Genomic DNA, 18434 nt, shown 5'->3' with positions numbered 1-18434 from the left:
GTTTGGGAACCGTGAGTTTAGGGGTGTACCCTAGGGGAGCGATCCGCAAATAAAGAAATAAGCTTTTCCAGAACTAGAAATAATAGAAATGGGGACGCGTTATAAGTATTTGTTTTAGCTTATTTTTTTGGCTTCTTGACGCGTGCTTTTTGGAGGCCTCCATCCCACCATTCTTTCATGTCACCAGCTTGACGGTTGCATAGAAACAACAAGCAGAACGGGGCGTCACCACGAAATCGGCAATTTTTACCCAATTTCATCGCGAATCTCGGGTTTGACCGACTAAAAATGCAACGCCCAATTGGTAAACAACAGTAAACGAAGGGGGACGCCGCTGCTGCAGCCGCCATTCGCCTGCACAGGCGCCTGCAGCGGGACGCTGGCCGCAAAAAGGCAGCAGAGGCGGTGGTCACCGTCGTGACATGCAGTAACAGCCTTAACGCCCGCCGTAACGCGGCCGCGGAACTGGCAGGTTAATGTAAGGCAGACCCTATTACAGGAGAGGACCCGCCATGAATCGACGCTCACTGTTGCGCGCCATCGGACTGACCGCCGCCCTCGTCGGTACCGGCGGCTGGTTGCGTACCGCCTCGGCTCAGCCCGCGCCGCCGCCGAGATACCGGCCGCCGGGTCCGAACCACGGGCCCGGCAAGCCGCCTTATCCGAATCGGCCTGGCTTTGCGCCGCCCGCGCCGCGACACGACCGCCGCCCGCCGCCGCCGAGGTCGCACGGCTACATGTGGACCGACGGCTACTGGAGCTGGCAGCGCGGCCGCTATATATGGGTGTCCGGTCGGTGGGTCGCCCGTCGCCCTGGGCATCGGTGGGTCCCCGGCTACTGGCGGCGCCAGGGCCAGGTGTGGATCTATGTCGACGGCGCGTGGCGATAGGCAGCAGACGCGTCGGCGATGGCCCTGCGCAGTCGGACGGCGGCCGGTTCCGCGCCGTTCGGCTGCTGAACGATCATGCCCGGCGCCGGTATCGGTCGATATCACCTGAGCGCACGAGCGCCGATCCGAACCAGAACAGCGATGGATCGGACGTCCGGCTGCGCCACGCTTGTATCGGGCTTCCGTGACATCCCGGCCACGTCGATACGAAACGATCGACACTCACGAGCCACTCCGCCCTCTCCCCATCGCACCGCGACACGAAAGCACCGCCTCAACGCGCGTCGCAATCAATGCATCGCAGGCAGCCCGCTCACCACGTGAACGATCCGGCGGATGCCATTCTGGTCCCGCCACGATCGCGGCGAACCAACACCTTGGCCGCCGCTCGGTTCGCCAGCGCGTACGCACGCCTTCGCAATAGCACACGCGCAGCCCATCCGTTTCGCCGGAAAAATTCGGATGACGAAATCATCCGATACCAAAGCAAGCGCATACGCGCCGGTTCGCCACGCATCGGGATGGCGCCCCGGCGTGCCGCGCTCCGCTCAACGCCCACTGCCTTCCAGCTCCCGCGCACGACGACGCGCGGCGCAAATCGCACGATGATGCTCGTCGGCCCAGCGGATCATCGCGTGCATCGGCGTCAGGAACGACTGACCGAGCTCGGTCAGCGCATATTCGACGCGCGGCGGCACTTCGGCGTACAGCGTGCGGCTGACGAAGCCGTCCTGCTCGAGCCGCTTGAGCGTGCGCGACAGCATCTGCTTCGACACGTCGCCGATCGCGCGGCCGAGTTCGTTGAAGCGCAACGTGCCGCCGGACAGCGCTTCGAGCACGAGCAGGCTCCACTGATCGCCGATACGGTCGAGCACATCGCGAATCGGACAGGGCTGATCGAGTTCGACGGAATCGTCGGCGGACGGAGACGGGAACGGGAACGGCATGGCGGGATTCTCTTTCACGGGCAATACGAGGTCACTGCGGTGTGACCTGTTCACACCGCAGTGACTTCTTGTGACGGGTTCGCGGCAACTGTACCATTCGAGCGACCCGACGGGCCGCACGGTTTCACCAGTTCTACGAAGCATGCGGCTGCACGCCGGCATCGCGCGAGCCACACCCGGTCACGCACCGATCCTCACGATCGGCGCGACCCGCAGTCGCATACCGCGCGCCATCCACGAATCGCCAGACCAGGAACCCCGACATGTCATCGCTACGCTTCCCCGTTCGCACCATCGCCGCGTTCGTCCTGCTCGCCGCATCGACGGCCGCGCTGGCCGCCGGCCCGGCCACGCGCGACGTGGCCTCCGAGGAAGCCAACCGCCAGCTCGTGCTGAGGTTCTACGACCGCTTCTTCAACAAGCATGAAGCGGTCGAAGCCGCGGGCGTCGTCGCGGACAACTACAAACAGCACAACCCGCACGTGCCCGACGGCAAGAAGCCGTTCGTGTCGTACTTCGTCGGCGCCTTTCAGAAGAACCCGGAATCGCGCGCACGCATCGTCCGCAGCGCGGCCGACGGCGATCTCGTCTATCTGCACGTGCATGCGACCGAACATCCGGGCGATCGCGGCGAAGCGGTCGTCGATATCTTCCGCGTGAAGGACGGACAGATCGTCGAACACTGGGACGTGATCCAGCCGGTGCCGGAAAAGTCCGCGAACGCGAACACGATGTTCTGACCGGCCGCGACCGCGCATCGGTGCCCATCGGCGCGCGGCGGGCACCGCGCGCAACGGCATGGCCGCCCGGCGCCGGCGAAGTCACCTACAATCGTGCATCGCCGCCACGCCGCCCCGGCTCCCCTGACCGGATCGGGGCCGTCATCCGTGCGCGCGCCACCGCGCGCGCAGCACGGCCGACGCGGGCGGCCGTTCGCGAAGATGGTGTCCACGATGAACCCCGCCCACATTTCCCTGAATCGCGCCGGCGACCTGGTCGCCAGCCTCGGCAGTCCGCAGTTCCCCGCCCGGCTCTGGGCATGGCTGCGCGAAACGGTCGATACGCAATCCCACTACAGCGTCGCGACCCGCTATCGGCGCGGCGCGGGATCGCAGGCGGTCGACGGCGTCGACGTGCTGTTCTTCGCGGGCGGCGACGATCCCGGCGGCACGCGCCATGCGCTCGATCTGTATACACAGGGCGACTGGCGCAACGACACGTTGCTGCCGCATATCGAACGCGTCACCGATTCGCAGCTCGTGTTCTCGTGCAACGAGGAAATCGACACGGCGACCGAGTACGGACGCCAGTTCGCGCTGGGCGACCTCGGCGAGGACTGCACGCTGCTCGGCAGCGAGCGCGATTACGTCTATGCGTTCTCGCTGTTCCGGCGGCGCGGCCAGCCGTCCTATACGCTGGCCGAGCTGAGCCTGCTGCGGCAGCTCGGCGATTTCGTGCTGCCGCTGCTGATCCAGCACGCGCGCCTGGCGCGCCTCACGCCGCGCCAGGACGACGGCGCGCTACTGCAACGGTTCGAGCAACGGCTCACGGCCAGCGGCGCCGCGCTGTCGCAGCGCGAGCGGCTCGTGTGCCGCGCCGTGCTGCAAGGCCGGCCCGTCCCGCAGATCGCCGACACGCTCGCGCTCAAGCCGAGCAGCGTGCGCACCTACCTCGGCCGTGCACTCGCGAAGCTCGGCATCGCGAACCGGGCCGGGCTCTTCGCATGGTGCGTGACGGACGAAGACGCGCCGGCCGCCGGCGATCGCTAGAGAATCGCATCCCCGTCTGCGTCTTCCGGACGCCCCGCCTTCCCGCCTTTGTCGCGCTTGTCCTTAAAACGATGACAGACAGCCCGCCGGCCCGCTTCTAGTATCTGACTCACCCGACGACAGCGGCGCGTCGGATGCAACGGAGACACGCGATGCCGAACCACGGATGAACGCATGCCCGGCCGGGCATGCGTTCCGCGACGACGGGCCGACGCACATCGCACGTCAGAACCGGCATCGCGTACCGCGCCGCACGCGGGCATAACGCCCTTCATTCCATTCCAACCGACCGGGTCCACGCGACCGGACGAGCCTGACGGCCCGCCCGCTGGACGCGTGCGCCCGTCGATTCCCCGATCCGGAGGAGACACATGCAACACGCCGACACCGTCTATCTGAACGGCCTGCTCTACACCGGCGACGCGCAGCGCCGCTTCGCGCAGGCGCTCGCCACGAAGGACGGCAAGATCGTCGCCGTCGGTCGCGACGACGACATCCGCCCGCTCGCCGGCCCCGCGACGCGCATGGTCGATCTGGCCGGCAGGCTGATGCTGCCGGGCCTGATCGACGGCCACGTGCACCCGCTCGAAGGTCATCAGATTCTCGGCGATTTCGATCTGTCCGGAATCAACGACCCGGACGCGATCCTGCAGCGCATCCGCGCGTGTGCCGACGCGACGCCGAACGAACCGTGGGTCTATCTCGGCGGCGCGAACCTCGCCGCGTTCGGCGCGTATCCGAGCCGCGAACTGCTCGACCGGATCGTGCCCGATCGGCCGCTGCTCGTGGTCGGCTTCGACGTGCACAGCGGCTGTCTCAATACGAAGGGGCTGGAAGCGGCCGGCATTACGGCTGATACGCCCAACCCGACCGGCGGCGTGTACGAGCGCGATGCATCGGGCGCGCCGAACGGCGTCGTGCACGAAGCGGCGTTCTACCGCGTCTGCCCGATCATTCCGCAACTGAGTCCGGCCGGCTATCCGAAGTCGCTCGCGAAAGCGCATGCGATGGCGCACGGCTACGGGATCACGGGCTGGTTCGACGCGCGCGTCGAAGAGGCCGAGCTCAAGGCCTATGCCGCCGCGCAACGTGCCGGCCAGTTGAAGACGTACATGAGCGCGGGCCTCTACGCGAACCCGCGCCGCGATCCGCGCGAACAGATCGAGCGCTTCGTCGCGTGGCGTCGCGAGTACGAGCGCGACAACCTGCGCCTGCATACGGTGAAGATCTTCGTCGACGGCGTGCCCGAATCGAAAACCGCCGCGCTGCTCGAACCGTACGCCGGCACCGACGACTGCGGCCTCGCGCTGTGGCGCCAGGACGCACTCAACGAAATCTGCCTGCTCGCCGATACGGCCGGCTTCGACCTGCACTTCCATACGCTGGCGGACCGCGCGGTACGCATGACACTCGACGCGCTCGAATACGTGCAGATCCGCAACGGCATGCGCGACCGCCGTGCGCAGCTCGCGCACCTGCAGCTCGTCGATCCGGCCGACATGGGCCGCTTCAACCGGCTCGGCGCGATCGCGAGCGTCCAGACCCTGTGGACGGCCGCGCGCGAGGAGCAGCAGCAGCTCTATCGCGACCTGCTCGGCGCCGAACGCACCGCCCGCAACTATCCGTTCCGCAGCCTGCGCAACGCGGGCGCGATGCTCGCGGCGGGTTCCGACTGGTCGGTCAGCACGATGGACCCGATGCAGATCATCCAGACCGGCGTCACGCACCGGCTGATCGACCAGCCCGACAGCCCGCCGTGGAATCCGCACGAACGCCTCGACCTGCTCACGATGCTCGAGGCCTATACGGTGAACACCGCGTATGCGCTGCGCTTCGACGATTGCACCGGCTCGCTCGAAGCGGGCAAGGACGCGAGTCTCGCGATCCTCGACCGCAATCCGTTCGAACACCCGGTCGGCACGTTCGCGCAAACACGCGTGCTCGAGACCTGCTTCCGCGGCGAAGTCGTGTATGCCGCGCCTGGGTGGGCCGATTGAGCACCGGCCGGGCGAGCGCCAGACGCCGGCCGGGCGCTCGTCAGGCGACGTCGAGCGCGAGCACCTGATCGGTCGTCAGCACATCGCCGAACGTGTCCGACAGCGCGGCGAGCGTCGCGCGATGGAGGTCGCGGTACGGCACCGTGCTGCCGTCCGCAACATCCAGGTCGCGCGTCGCGCATGCGTCGTCGACGACGATCACCGCATAGCCGAGCGGCACCGCATCGCGTGCCGCGCCGGCAACGCACGCATGCGTCATCAGCCCGGTGACGATCAGCGTGTCGATCCCGGCCGCCTTCAGGCGCGCGTCGATGTCTGTAGTCGGAAACACGCTGACCGACGTCTTCTTCACGACCGTGTGCTGCGGCGCCGGTTGCAGGTCCGCATGAAAACGGAAGCCGTCGCTGCCGTCCGCGAAGATCGGGCCGCCGGCCGCGCCGACGTGCTGCACGTGGAATACCGGAATGCCCGCGCGATCGGCGAATGCGATCACGCGCTGCGCGTTGCCCAGCGCACGCGGCCCTTCCGGAATCGGCAGGCGGCCGCTGAAATACTCGTTCTGGAAATCGATCACCAGCAGCGCGGTGCGGGCGGCGTCGATCGACGTCGGCGCGCTCGCGCCGGCCAGGGTGCGGATGGTCGGATGTTGCATGGGTCGCTCTCTACTCAGGTTGGCACATCGAACGGAACGGCGGCACGGCCGGGCCAGCGCCGCCGGACGCGATCGCTCGGCCCGGTTACCGCCGGTGGCGGGCCTGCCGTGACCGCGAAGCGCCAGTGTCGGGCCGCGCAGCCGCGCGCGACAGCGGCCCGCAGGACAACGTCCGACAGAATCGGGCCAACCTGTACGCGACCGCCTACGACAATGCCGCGCGCGCCCCGGCCTGCTTGCGTCCGTAGAACGCCATCATCACGAAGCTGAGCAGGAAGCCGGCGCCGCCGATCAGCAGCAGCCCGGTCTCGCCGAACACCGGCAGCAGGTTGGTGAGCGCGCCCGTCACGACCCACGCGACGGCCATCACCGAGCCCGCGACGCCGAGCGCCCAGCCCTGCCGGTCCTCGCTGACGGCGTCGGAGAAGGCGGTGTACATGGTCGTGTAGGCGACCATGTCGAAGCAGCCGACCACCATCGCGAGGGCCCACAGCACCGGCTCGTGCGGAAACAGCGCGGACAGCATCTGGCCGAGACCGGCGACGAGCAGCCCCGTCTTCGCGATGTCGACCACGCCCCACACACGCAACATCAGCCGCACGACGAACAGCAGGCCGAATACGAAACACACGCCGATCAAGCCGCTGAACAGCCCGAGCTGCGCGCTCGTATAACCGAACTTCGCCTGCAGCAACAGCATGATGGTCTGCAGGTAGAGCCCGTGCCGACCTGCATCAGGAAGAACACCACCGACAGGAACGCGACGTTACGCTGGCTCGCGGCTTCCCACACGATCCGCAGCGGCAGCAGCACATCGATGCGCGTATCGCCGCGCGGCACGGCCGTATCGCGATACGACGTCCAGGTCCAGCACGCGCAGACCAGCGACAGCGCCGCAACCAGCACGAACGGCGTGCCGTAGTCGAACAGCGGCGAGATCGTCCGGTCGGACGTAACGCCGCCGAGCACCGGGCCAACGATCACACCGGCGCTGAACGCGAGCGACATGATGCTCATGTTGTATGCCTTGTTCTCGGGCGTGCTCAGATCGGTGATGGCCGCCTGCGCGATGCCCTGGCAGCCGGCCATGAGACCGGTGAGCCCGCGTCCGGCCAGCAGCAGCGCGACGCCCGCGTGCCAGGCGCCGGCCGCCATCAGCGCATAGCCTGCCGCGAGGCCGAGCAGGCACAGCAGCAGGATCCGGCGGCGGCCGTAGCGGTCCGACAGCTCGCCCATCAGCGACGAGCCGAAGAACATGCACAACGGATAGATCCCGTAGCCGAGACCGAGGTAGAAATTGCGTGCGTGCTCGCCGGCATCGGCCGGCAGGATGCCCGCATGCGGATCGCTGAAGATCGCGGACATCATCGGATAGACGAGACCGAAGCCCATCGCGTCGATCGCGATGGCGAGCAGGCAGGGGCCGAGCAGCGTGTAATCGAGCCGGGACATGGCGACCTTCCGGACAGCGTGGATGATCGCCCAAGCGTAATGAGCGGGCGGCGCCCCCGGTAGGCCGCCGCCCGCGATACTGACCATCGGCGGCGCAGATGGCCTGCCCGCCGCATGCGCCGATAACTGACCGGCCCGGAGCGGAGGGCCGCTAGTCGGCGCTCAGCGGCTCGGCCCGAAACTGCCGGCGGGCGAGCACGCACGGCGCGCCGTCGTGCATGAACACGGTCGCGGCGAGCCCGAACGACGCCGCGAACAGCACGTACCACGCGGGCGCGACGGGCGACCCGCTCGCGCGCGTGAGCCACGTGACGATGAACGGCGCGAAGCCGCCAAACACCATCACCGCGACGTTGTACGCGAGCGCGACGCCGGTCGAACGCGAGCGCGTCGCGAACTGCTCGGCGAGCGTCGTCGGCGCGGGCCCGTAGATGACGCCGATGATCGTGCAGATCACGAGTTGCATCACGAGCAGGCGGCCGATGCTCGGCGCCGCGGCGAGCCACGAGAACAGCGGATAGGTGACCGTCAGCATCGCGAGCATCCCGGCGAGCAGCACCGGACGCCGGCCGATGCGGTCGGACACGATCGCGGACACCGGAATCGTCACGGTCAGCAACGCGACCGCGATCATCTGCGCCTTGAACACCTGGTCGAGCGGCAGCCCGAAGGTCTTGTGCACGAACGTCGGCATGTTGACGAGCATCACGTAGAACACGGCCGTGCCGGTGATCGTCTGCCCCATCGACACGAGCACGCCGCGCAGGTTGTCGCGCAGCACGCGCGACACGCTCGCGGGCGGCTCGACGACCGACTTGCTCGCGTCGAGGAACGCCTCGGTCTCGTCCATGTGACGGCGGATCCACAAACCGACCGGCCCGATCAGCAGCCCGAGCGCGAACGGCACGCGCCAGCCCCAGCTGTGCAGCGCCGCGTCCGACAGCGACTGCGTGGCCCACGCGCCCATCGCCGCGCCCGAGAACACCGCGAGACACTGGCCGATCAGTTGCCACGAGCCGTACAGCCCGCGCCGGTTCGCAGGCGCGCTCTCCACCAGGAACGCCGTGGCGCTCGCATATTCGCCGCCCGTCGCGAAGCCTTGCAGCAGTCGCGCGACGACGATCAGGATCGGCGCGGCCGGGCCGATCGTCGCGTACGACGGCGCGAACGTGATCAGCGCGATCGACAGCGTCATCAGGAAGATGATGAGCTGCATCGCGGCCTTGCGGCCCTTGCGATCCGAATAGAGCCCGAGCACGATGCCGCCGACCGGACGCATGAAGAAGCCGACGCCGAACGTCGCAAGCGACATCAGCAGCGATGCGTACTGGCTCTCTGCGGGAAAGAACAGCCGCGCGATGATGCCGGAGAAAAAACCGTAGACGATGAAGTCGTACCACTCGAGGGTATTGCCGATGACGGCAGCCACCACCTGCCGATGCCGCGTGTTCCGACGTGAGTCCCGCATGCTTGTCTCCTGCTGTGTCGTGGGCCGTACCGCATGGCCGCCGCCGTGTGCGGCGGGCAATCGTGAACCGCTGCGCGCGGCCGGACGAGAAAGGCATCCGGCCCGCACGCATAGCCGGCATGAACCGATGATAGGGACACCGAAAACCCGCATCAATTAACGGCAGCGGTGGATGCTTAACCGCAGATTAAATGTCTCGCCGCGCCACCCCGCGACATGCCCATTCCGGATATTCGCGCATTGTTGCGTCCGGGGTTCTGCGGCAGAATCATCGATCGCCCTTCCCGCTGCCCCGACCATGCGCACTCGCATCAACGAAGAGATCACCTTCCGCAAGCTCGAGGTGCTGCTCGCCTTCATGGAAGCCGGCAACCTCGCGAAAGCCGCCGAGGCGCTCAACGTCAGCACGGTCAGCGTGCATCGCGCGCTGCATACGCTCGAAGAAGGCATGCACTGCGCGCTGTTCCGTCACGAAGGACGCAACCTGATTCCGACCGACGCCGCGCAAGTGCTCGCCGAAGTCGCGGCCGAGGTGCTGAAGACGATGGCGAACGGGATCCGCTCGACCCGCGAAGCCGCCGGCTACGGTGCCGGGCAGTTGAAGATCGGCTCGCTGTATTCGCTGACGATCCGCACCGTGCCCGAGGTCGTGATCGCGTTGAAGGAGCGTCGCCCCGAGTTGCAGGCCGAACTCGTGCTCGGCTCGAACGCCGACCTGCTCGACAAGCTGCGGCAAGGCGCGATCGACGCGACGTTGATGGCGCTGCCCGAGCCGGACGCCGAAATCGAATCGATCGCACTGTTCGAGGATGAAATGTTCTTCGCCGCGCCGATCGATTCACCGTATGCGCAGCGCGACGCGATCGATCTGGTGGCGTGCCGCGATGAGCCGTTCGTGTCGCTCGGCGAAGGCTTCGCGACGCACCACGGCTTCACGGAAGCGTTTCGGGCCGCGGGCGTCACGCCGAACGTCGTGATGCGCGTGGGCGACATCTTCTCGTTGATCAACCTGGTGTCAGGCGGCGTCGGCCATGCGCTGCTGCCCGGCCGCGTGCGCGACCTCTTTGCGCACAAGATCGCGCTGGTGCCGCTCGCGGGGCCGACCATCCGTCAGACGATCGGCCTGAGCTTCCTGCACCGGCGCGAACGCGACCCGAACCTGCTCGCGCTCGCGACCGTCTGCCGGCTGACGGTCAAGGGGCCGCACGCGGGATAACGCGCGGATCCGTCAGGCGCGGCGGCGCGCGGCACGCCATCCGTCGAACGACCAGGCGCCCGCCCCCGTCACGGCAAGCAGCAGCAACCCGCCGACGATGCTCACGTTCTTGTAGAAATGGATCGCGTTCGCCATCTGCGCGCCGCCCGTCATCGTCCAGTAGCGATGACCGGTCAGTGCGGTCGCGAGCGTGTACGCCGCCATCAGCACCGCCAGCGGCCGCGTGCCGCAGCCGAGCATCAGCAGCAGCCCGAGCCCGAGCTCGGCACCGATCGCCACGGCCGCCGCCAGCGCCGGAAACGGCAGTCCGTAGCCGGCCATCAGGTCGACCGTATGCGATACGGCCATCAGTTTGTCCCAGCCGAACCGCACCATCAGCCACATCATCGCGACGCGCGCCACCAGGATCGTGGCGTCGCGATAGCGTTCAAACCCTGCTTCGAACATCGTGTCTCTCTCCATCGGAATTGAATATCGGTCACGCGCGGCGCCGCCTGCCGCCGCGCGATGCATCAGAACTTGACGAGCAGACCGATCCGCATCAGCAGCTGGTTGGCGGTCGACGACGGCGTCGTCTGGTTGATCTGCGCAACGGCCTGGCGTCCGTACGAGTCGAGACCGGACGCGTGCTGGTAGATGCCGACCATGTAGAGCGTCGTACGCTTCGACAGGAAATACTGCGCACCGACGTTGAACTGCTGGTACTTCGCGTCGGGTGCCGTCGTGTACGTGTACGCCGCACCGAGCGACACGGCCGGCGTAACCAGGTACGTGACGTTCGCCTCGTAGTTGTCGAACGATGCGCTGCCGCGATACGGCGTGTTCAGCGTCGGCACGATGTTCTGGAAGCGCGTGTTGGTGTACACGAAGCGCAATGTCGCGTTGCCGAGCGCGTAGCTGCCGCCCGCGCCGTAGGTCTGCAGCTTCGATGCCGACTGGTAGCCGCCCCAGATCGGCGTGGGCAGCGCGGTGGAGAACGCCGCGTCCGGCGACGGGTTCGCGCTCGCGCCCCACAGCGTCACGGCCGGATTGTTGACCGTCTCGTAGGCGGCATCGAGGGTCAGCGGCCCGCGCGCGTACCGCGCGCCGACGCTGATCACGCGATTCGAGGAAAAACTGCCAGGCACGCCGCCGAAGCCGTACAGCGCGGCCATGGAGAAGCCGTTGAAATCGGGCGTCTTGTACTTGATCGCGTTGTTGATGCGGGCCGTATCGTTGAGATTGTCGACATCGGCCGCATGGGCGCCGAGATAGCCGGTGAAATTGCAGCCGGCCGCCAGCAACCCGAGATACTCGCCGCTCAGCTCGTCGTACTGGCGGCCGAGCGTGACGGTGCCGAACGGCCCGGTCAGGCCGACGAACGCCTGCCGGCCGAACATCAGGCCGCCCTGCCCGAGCCGCCCCGTGTTCGCGTCGTAGCCGTTCTCCAGCGTGAAGATCGCCTGCATCCCGCCGCCGAGATCCTCGCTGCCCTTGAAGCCGATGCGGTTGCCGTACAGCGTGCCCGAAACGGCCTGGAACGCCTTGCCGCCGCCCAGGTTGCTGACGTAGTTCACGCCGTTGTCGACGGTGCCGTACAGCGTGACGGAATTCTGCGCATGCGCGGCGCTGGCGAACGAAGCCGCCACGCCTGCCGCGATGATGCCGATTAATTTCATAAGATCTCCTGAATATTAATTTTATGTTTTTGGTATTGCAGGGTTGCTTGATACCGACGAACGATTCCGCCATCGTCCGAGCGATCGGACCGACGCAATCGCCCTGCCCGTCCTTCCATCGGCAGACGGCCTCCTGCCGTCTGCGCTGCCACGCTTAGGCCGCGGCCAGCCCCATCAGCGCCTGCAACAGCGCCGTGCGGGTCTGCCCCCAGACCGCGCCCTTCCATGCGTCGTCGTCACCATAGAACGCGTCGCGAATCCGCTGCAGAATCTCGCGGCGCAGTTCGGCCGGCGCATCCGGATGGCGGAGCAGCCAGTGCGACGCCCGCAGCCGGTAAATCACCTCGTCGAACGGCAACGTGCCGAATTCGAGCGCCATCAGGCCGACGTTCGCGCGCGGGCACTCGTCGTGCACGATTGACGCGACGGGGCCCGACACGCCCGGCGATTCGGATTCGCCGTCGAACGGCGCGACGACGTCCGCGCCCCACCACGCGCGTGCGCGCGCCAGTTCGGCGGCGACGTTGCGCCCTGCGTAGATCTTCTCGCCATGGCCGCGCGGCCCGAGCCCCGTATGCGCATCGATCCATGCGATCGTCGTCGCATGCGCGGCGCGCTCGCGCAGGATCGTTCGCATCGTGCGGTTGTTCCACGTCGGCTCGCGACCGCCGAAGAACATCCCGTCCGGCGTCGCGTACTGGCCGCTGCTCAGCGCGCTGTGATACGCGAGCATCCCGTTGCGGGCGATATAGTCGGCGAGCGCCTGCTCGTCGTCCGGCGACGGCGGCCAGGTGCTCGTCAGCACGAGGCGGTCGACCTCCGGATAGGCGTCGTTGGCCGGCAACGCCGCGCTGAAATCGATGTGGTTGCGGTTCAGGTCGACGTTGTCCTGGTTGGTGCGCTGCAGGTACGAGAAGCCATACGGATTGACCGCATGAATCAGCAGCAGCCCGACGCCGGCACGCGCGAGCCGGGCCATCAGGTCGTCGTCGAACAGCGCGGCGATCTGGCAGCCGGAGCCGCAAAAGCCCTCCGGCCCGTGCGTGCCCGAACTGAGGATCAGCAGCCGCTCGGCGTCGGCAACGCCGATGCCTGCAACGTCGATCGCCAGCGTTTCGCCGAGCGCACCGCGCTGGTCGGGCAGCACGAACGACTCCAGCGTCGCGCGCCGGTGCACGGCGGCATCGAGAAACTTGCGGCGGGCTTCGGCATAGGAGCCGGAGAAATGACGGGTGACAGGGGTACGTTCCATGGTGCGGGTCAGACCTTCGAGTAGGAGGAAACGCCGGATACGGCGGGAGCGTCGATCGCTTCGCCGGTGCGGTCGCGCAGATACGGCAGGCCGGCCATCGACACGAGCGCGACGACGATCAGGTACCAGGCCGGCGCGACCTTGTTGCCGCTCGCGTGGACGAGCCACGTGCTGATGAACGGCGCAAAGCCGCCGAAGACCGCGACGCCGACGCTGTACACGAGCGACATGCCCGTTGCACGCACCGACTCGGGAAACATCTCCGGCAGGATCGTGATGCTCGGCACGGCCTGGATCGCGAGCACGGCCGTCAGCAGGCCGACCACCGTGAACAGCACGCCCGGCGTCGGCGACGCCTTCAGCCAGGCGAACGCCGGGTAGATCAGCAGCATGAGCGCGATCCGGCCCCCGACGATCAGCGGCTTGCGGCCGACGCGGTCCGACCAGCGCCCGACGAACGGCGCGCTGACGAGCGCCAGCGCCCCCGTGAGCGCCGCGGCCGACAGCGCGATGGCCGGGCTCATCCCGAGTTCGCGGATCGCATAGGTCGGCATATAGAAGCTGACGACGTACGATGCGCCCGTGCCGCCCATCGTGACCATGATCGCGACGACGACCGCGCGCCCGTGGTCGCGGCACAGCGTCGCGACGCGGCCGCCGCGGCGCGCGCCGCCCGCCACGGCCCGCGCGGGATCGCCACTGTGGGTTTCCTCGAGCCGGCGGCGGATGTACGCGCCCACCGGCGCGATCAGCATCCCGAGCGCGAACGGCACACGCCAGCCCCAGCGTTCGAGTGCTTCCGGCGTCAGCGCGAACGACAGGATCGCGACCGTCAGCGCGGCCATCAGCACGCCGAGCCCCTGGCTCGCGAACTGCCAGCTCGCCATGTAGCCGCGTGTGCGCGGCCGTGCATGCTCGACGAGCAAGGTCGTCGATGCGCCGAATTCGCCGCCGGCGGAAAACCCCTGGATCGAGCGCGCGACGACGATCAGGATCGGCGCGGCCACGCCGATCGCCGCATAAGTCGGCGCCACGGCGATCAACCCGCAGCCGAGCGCCATCAGGAAGATCGTCAGCACCATCGCCGGCTTGCGCCCCGCGCGATCCGCATACGCGCCGATCACGACGCCGCCGAGCGGACGCATCACGAATCCGGCCCCGAATGTGCCGACCGCCAGCAACAACTGGCCGGCCGGATCGAACGACGGAAAGAACAGCTTGCCGATGATGAACGCGAGAAAGCCGTAGACCGTGAAATCGTAGTACTCGAGCGCGTTGCCGACGGTCGTCGCGAGAATCGTCCGGCGCGTCTGCTCGCCGGCCTGCGGTTGGGGTTCCATGACGGGTGTCTCCTTCTGGGTGCGGTATCGCACCGGTTATATGCGACGCATTCTAGGCGGGCGAGCGTTACCCGAAAAGACAACAATCCATTACACTCGTTGCCATTTGGTTAGCACCATGGGGCTGCGATGAAACCGAACCAGCTGCATGCATTCGTGGCCGTGGCCGCGCAGATGAGCATCCGCGGCGCCGCGCGGCAGCTCGGCGTGTCGGCGCCGGCCGTCACGAAAATCATCCGCGAACTGGAGCGCGAGATCGGCGCGCCGCTCGTCGAGCGCAGCGTCAAGGGCATCGTGCTGACCGAATACGGCGCGGCGCTGCTGCCGCGCGCACGGCTGCTGCTCGACGACATGCAGCGCGCCCGCGACGAGATCGTGCAACTGCGCGACGGCAATTTCGGGCACGTTCGCGTCGCGGTCAGCACGTCGTTCGCGCAAACGGTGTTCGTGCCGGCCTACCGGCTGCTGCGCGAGCGGCGTCCCGGCGTGACCGTGCACGTCACCGAATCGGGGCTGCCCGGCACGCTCGCCCGGCTGCGCGATGCGCAGACCGACTTCGCGATCATGCATGTCGACCCGCAGACACTTGACGACGACTTCGTCAGCGAACCGCTCGCGCCCGTGCGGCTGATGCTCGGTGTGCGCAACAAGCACCCGTTGCGCAACCGGCGCGCCGTGCGCGATTTTCTCGATGCCGAATGGGTGCTGCCCGGCGACGGCAACGATCCGATGTCGGCGACCAAGTGGCTGTTCGGCGCGTTCGGGCTACCGGTGCCGTCGCGCGTCGTACATGGCGATTCGATCTCGACCGCGCTCGCGCTGGTCGCCCAGATGGACCACGTCGGCTTCTTCGTCGAGCCGCTCGCGGACGAAGTATTCAAGCGCATGGGCATCCGGCGGGTCGAACTCGACGATCCGATGCCGGTGCTGCAGATGTGCGCGATCCAGCGGCGCGGCAGTTCGCTGACGCCGGCCGCCGCGCAATTCATCGACTGCGTGCGCGACGTGCTCGCGCCGCGCTGACGCGTCTCCCGTCCCTTCCCGCTTCCTCTCGCGCGTGACCCGGCATCGCAACGATGCCCGGTACGCCACCTCGTCACTGCACTGATCCGCCGCGGCTAGTCCGTTTGGGTGGCACGAAACGCCCGCTTTGTTGCGATCATGGCCGTCATTCGTCACGCGCCGCCATCCGCATCGAGCGGCGCGGCGCCCACTCGCGCGTCCTCGTCACGGAGACAGCATGAACGACCCCGTCCTCGGCCCCATCGACCAGATCGGCTATGTGGTTGCCGATCTCGACCGCAGCATCGCGCGCTGGCGCGCCCGCCACGACGCGGGCCCGTGGACCGTATTTCGCAACGTGCGCCTCGAAGGCCGCTACCTCGGCGAGCCGGTGACGGTCACGATGGACGTCGGGCTCGCGTATCGCGGCGACCTGCAGATCGAACTGATCCATGTGACGAACGACGCGCCGTCGCCCTACCGCGACGCGCACGGGCAACCGCTCGCGGGCCTGCATCACGTCGCCTGGGTGGTCGACGATCTCGACGCCGCGGTGGCGCGGCTCACGGCACGCGGCCTGCGTGTCGTGTTCGAAGCCGCCAACCCGGCCACGCGCGTCGCCTATCTCGACGACGCCGACGATCCCGGCGTGCGCGTCGAAGTGATCGAAGGCGCCGGGATGCGCGACATGATCGCGCACGGCATCGCCGAAGCGCGCGCATGGGACGGCGCCGATCCGGTCCGCATCATCGACGCGTCGGCCGCCGCCGCATGAGCGGGCCCGCACGCGTCCCACTTCACTCACAGGAGCAATCACGATGAAACGACTCGAAGGCAAAGTGGCGCTGATCACGGGCGGCGCCCGCGGCCAGGGCGAGGCGGAAGCGCGACGGTTCGTCGCCGAAGGCGCGCGCGTGGTGATCGCCGACGTGCTCGACGACGCAGGCCGGCGCGTCGCGGCCGAACTCGGCGACGCCGCGCGATTCCAGCATCTCGACGTCACGAACGAAGACGACTGGCACACCGCCGTGCAGGCGACGCTCGCGCATTTCGGCCGGCTCGACATCCTCGTGAACAACGCGGCGATCCTGAAGCTCGTGCCGATCGAATCGTGTTCGCTCGACGACTACCGGAAGGTGATCGACGTGAACCAGATCGGCTGCTGGCTCGGCATGAAATCGGCGCTCGCCGCGCTGAAGGATGCCGGCGGCGGCTCGATCGTCAACGTGTCGTCGACGGCCGGGATGGAGGGCGTGGCGGGCGGCAGCGCATACGTGTCGAGCAAGTTCGCGGTGCGCGGGATGACCAAGGCCGCCGCGCTCGAGTTCGGCCGCTACGGGATCCGCGTGAACTCGGTGCACCCGGGCGGGATCGACACCGTGATGGCGCGCCCGCCGGAATACGCGGATTTCGACCCGTCGTCGATCTATAGCGGGCTGCCGATCGCGCGCATCGGCAAACCGGACGAAGTGGCGAACCTCGTGCTGTTCCTCGCATCCGACGAATCCGCATATTGCACGGGTTCGGAATTCATCGTCGACGGCGGGATGCTCGCGGGCAGCACGTTCCACTGACTCGCGCCTCGGCCGACACACGCCCGCCTGTGCCCTGGCGGGCGTTTTCGTTTGCAGCCCGGAGAAGTGATCAGTCAGGGCCGGCCCGTCATATGCATCGCTCTTGACATCCTCCGCCGCCTGAAGGCGGCGGATTCCTGCCGCGTCTGAGACGATGATGCTTATCTCAGAGCGCCTCGGCGGGTTCCTGCTTCACGGAGCGGCCTGACTGCACCGGCTCTCCACAGGCTGCAACGCGGTGTCCCCGCGCCAGTATGTTGATCGCACCGACCACATCGGCATGCTCCTCATGACCGCACGCGACGCAGCGGAATGCGGCCTGCGTCTGCCGGTTTTCCGCGCTCGCGTATTCGCAGACCGGGCACGTGCGACTCGTATTCGCCGGCGGCACGGCAATGAGCCAGCCGCCGTTCCACGCCAGCTTGTAGTCCAGCTGACGACGAAATTCGAACCAGCCCTGATCGAGGATGGCTTTGTTCAGGCCGGACTTGGCCCGAACGTTTTTGCCCGGCGCATCGGGGCTGCCAGCCACCGTCTTCGACATGTTTCGTACCCGCAAGTCCTCGATGCACACCATCGCGTGGTTTTGGCTGATCGTGGTCGTGGCTTTGTGCAGGTAGATCGGGCCATTGTATGCGTGGCCCACAAGCGAGAGTCAAGCCATTCGACGTGGTCGCCATTGCGTCTTTCTGATCCGTGTGCATGTGGTCTTCCTGACCACAAGCACCGGCGCAATGTGCTTACCACGGAGATGCTGAACGACATGCGCAGCATCTTCGCCAGTGTCTGTCTGGACTTCGAATCCGAACGGGTGAAGTTCGATGGTGCGCACGGCCATGTACACCTGCTGGTGCACTACCCGCCCAAGGATTCCGTGTCGTCCCTGGTGAACAGCTTCAACGGCGTCTCAAGTCGCATGAACCGGCAGAATGCGCCCGCATTCGGAAAAAGTCGTGGGACGGGGCGCCGTGGTCTCCGTCTTGCTTTGCGGGAAATTGTGGCGGAGCGCCTATCGAAATCGTCCGCCAATACATCGAACAGCAAAAAACCGCATTAGCAGCCGCAAAGGACGCCTACGGCGTCCGCGCTATCCTTCCTCGTCCTGACGAACGAGGTTTGACGCGCATTCAGATCAAGTGTCCAAAAACGACCATGCCGCCGGCGGTTCTCCCGCGCGGCGGCATGGTGTCTTTCGACGCGATACAACGCGCGATGCG

Annotated in this window: 15 protein-coding genes and 3 pseudogenes; 9 read left to right on the top strand and 9 right to left on the bottom strand. The window is 67.2% G+C overall.

The annotated features are described in order from the left end of the window. Positions 1 to 512 precede the first annotated feature (512 nt). Positions 513 to 890, top strand: a complete 378-nt coding sequence (locus BX604_RS16120) for a YXWGXW repeat-containing protein (protein ID WP_098551672.1) — start codon at positions 513 to 515, stop codon at positions 888 to 890. A 548-nt stretch (positions 891 to 1438) separates the two neighbouring features. Here the strand turns inward: BX604_RS16120 and BX604_RS16115 are convergent. After that, positions 1439 to 1837, bottom strand: coding sequence for a winged helix-turn-helix transcriptional regulator (locus tag BX604_RS16115; RefSeq protein WP_098551671.1), 399 nt, complete (start codon positions 1835 to 1837; stop codon positions 1439 to 1441). A 263-nt stretch (positions 1838 to 2100) separates the two neighbouring features. Between BX604_RS16115 and BX604_RS16110 the strand changes: the two genes are divergently transcribed. The 3 genes from BX604_RS16110 (at position 2101) to BX604_RS16100 (ending at position 5603) form a co-directional block, all read left to right on the top strand. Continuing rightward, positions 2101 to 2577, top strand: a complete 477-nt coding sequence (locus tag BX604_RS16110) for a nuclear transport factor 2 family protein (RefSeq protein ID WP_098551670.1) — start codon at positions 2101 to 2103, stop codon at positions 2575 to 2577. Positions 2578 to 2790: 213 nt separating this feature from the next. Beyond that, on the top strand, positions 2791 to 3606 hold the full coding sequence (locus tag BX604_RS16105; protein WP_257146335.1) for a helix-turn-helix transcriptional regulator: 816 nt from the start codon (positions 2791 to 2793) through the stop codon (positions 3604 to 3606). 371 nt (positions 3607 to 3977) lie between these two features. Further along, a complete protein-coding gene (locus BX604_RS16100) occupies positions 3978 to 5603 on the top strand; it encodes an amidohydrolase (RefSeq protein ID WP_098551669.1) in 1626 nt (541 codons plus the stop codon). 40 nt (positions 5604 to 5643) lie between these two features. Here the strand turns inward: BX604_RS16100 and BX604_RS16095 are convergent, their stop codons facing one another. The 3 genes and pseudogenes from BX604_RS16095 to BX604_RS16085 all read right to left on the bottom strand — a co-directional run bounded on the left by BX604_RS16095 (position 5644) and on the right by BX604_RS16085 (position 9175). Further along, entirely contained in the window at positions 5644 to 6255 is a 612-nt protein-coding gene (locus tag BX604_RS16095; protein WP_098551668.1) for a cysteine hydrolase family protein, read from the bottom strand. A gap of 205 nt (positions 6256 to 6460) precedes the next feature. Then, a pseudogene (locus BX604_RS16090) lies at positions 6461 to 7707 on the bottom strand (MFS transporter). 151 nt (positions 7708 to 7858) lie between these two features. Then, a complete protein-coding gene (locus BX604_RS16085; protein WP_098551667.1) occupies positions 7859 to 9175 on the bottom strand; it encodes an MFS transporter in 1317 nt (438 codons plus the stop codon). 298 nt (positions 9176 to 9473) lie between these two features. Between BX604_RS16085 and BX604_RS16080 the strand changes: the two genes are divergently transcribed. Continuing rightward, complete coding sequence (locus BX604_RS16080) at positions 9474 to 10391, top strand: LysR family transcriptional regulator (protein ID WP_098551666.1); 918 nt, start codon at positions 9474 to 9476, stop codon at positions 10389 to 10391. A gap of 12 nt (positions 10392 to 10403) precedes the next feature. On the opposite strand, the gene BX604_RS16075 is transcribed toward BX604_RS16080, so the two are convergent. From BX604_RS16075 to BX604_RS16060, 4 genes are all read right to left on the bottom strand, one after another. Beyond that, the gene (locus tag BX604_RS16075; RefSeq protein WP_098551665.1) at positions 10404 to 10838 is read right to left on the bottom strand and encodes a DoxX family protein; all 435 of its coding nucleotides are present in this window, start codon (positions 10836 to 10838) and stop codon (positions 10404 to 10406) included. 65 nt (positions 10839 to 10903) lie between these two features. Next, positions 10904 to 12049, bottom strand: coding sequence for a porin (locus BX604_RS16070; protein WP_098551664.1), 1146 nt, complete (start codon positions 12047 to 12049; stop codon positions 10904 to 10906). Positions 12050 to 12203: 154 nt separating this feature from the next. Beyond that, positions 12204 to 13301 carry a M14 family metallopeptidase gene (locus BX604_RS16065; protein WP_098551663.1) on the bottom strand — a complete coding sequence of 366 codons (1098 nt, stop codon included), beginning with the start codon at positions 13299 to 13301 and terminating at the stop codon, positions 12204 to 12206. 8 nt (positions 13302 to 13309) lie between these two features. Then, complete coding sequence (locus BX604_RS16060) at positions 13310 to 14641, bottom strand: MFS transporter (RefSeq protein WP_098551662.1); 1332 nt, start codon at positions 14639 to 14641, stop codon at positions 13310 to 13312. 129 nt (positions 14642 to 14770) lie between these two features. Here BX604_RS16060 and BX604_RS16055 point away from each other — a divergent pair, with 129 nt between their 5' ends. The 3 genes from BX604_RS16055 (at position 14771) to BX604_RS16045 (ending at position 17217) form a co-directional block, all read left to right on the top strand. Beyond that, a complete protein-coding gene (locus BX604_RS16055; protein ID WP_098551661.1) occupies positions 14771 to 15664 on the top strand; it encodes a LysR family transcriptional regulator in 894 nt (297 codons plus the stop codon). 217 nt (positions 15665 to 15881) lie between these two features. Next, positions 15882 to 16418, top strand: coding sequence for a VOC family protein (locus tag BX604_RS16050; RefSeq protein ID WP_098551660.1), 537 nt, complete (start codon positions 15882 to 15884; stop codon positions 16416 to 16418). 43 nt (positions 16419 to 16461) lie between these two features. Further along, complete coding sequence (locus BX604_RS16045; RefSeq protein ID WP_098551659.1) at positions 16462 to 17217, top strand: glucose 1-dehydrogenase; 756 nt, start codon at positions 16462 to 16464, stop codon at positions 17215 to 17217. Between the two features lie 166 nt (positions 17218 to 17383). Here BX604_RS16045 and BX604_RS16040 read toward each other — a convergent pair. After that, a pseudogene (locus BX604_RS16040) lies at positions 17384 to 17836 on the bottom strand (RNA-guided endonuclease InsQ/TnpB family protein); the annotation flags it as partial. Positions 17837 to 17846: 10 nt separating this feature from the next. Between BX604_RS16040 and tnpA the strand changes: the two are divergent. Then, positions 17847 to 18267: pseudogene (tnpA, locus tag BX604_RS16035) on the top strand (IS200/IS605 family transposase); the annotation flags it as partial. Positions 18268 to 18434 lie beyond the last annotated feature (167 nt).

Origin of the sequence: Burkholderia sp. JKS000303, from assembly GCF_002563755.1 — a bacterium.
Lineage (GTDB): Bacteria > Pseudomonadota > Gammaproteobacteria > Burkholderiales > Burkholderiaceae > Burkholderia > Burkholderia anthina_B.
The sequence above is the reverse complement of the archived record's forward strand: the minus strand, read 5'-3'. Positions and strand labels throughout refer to the sequence as shown.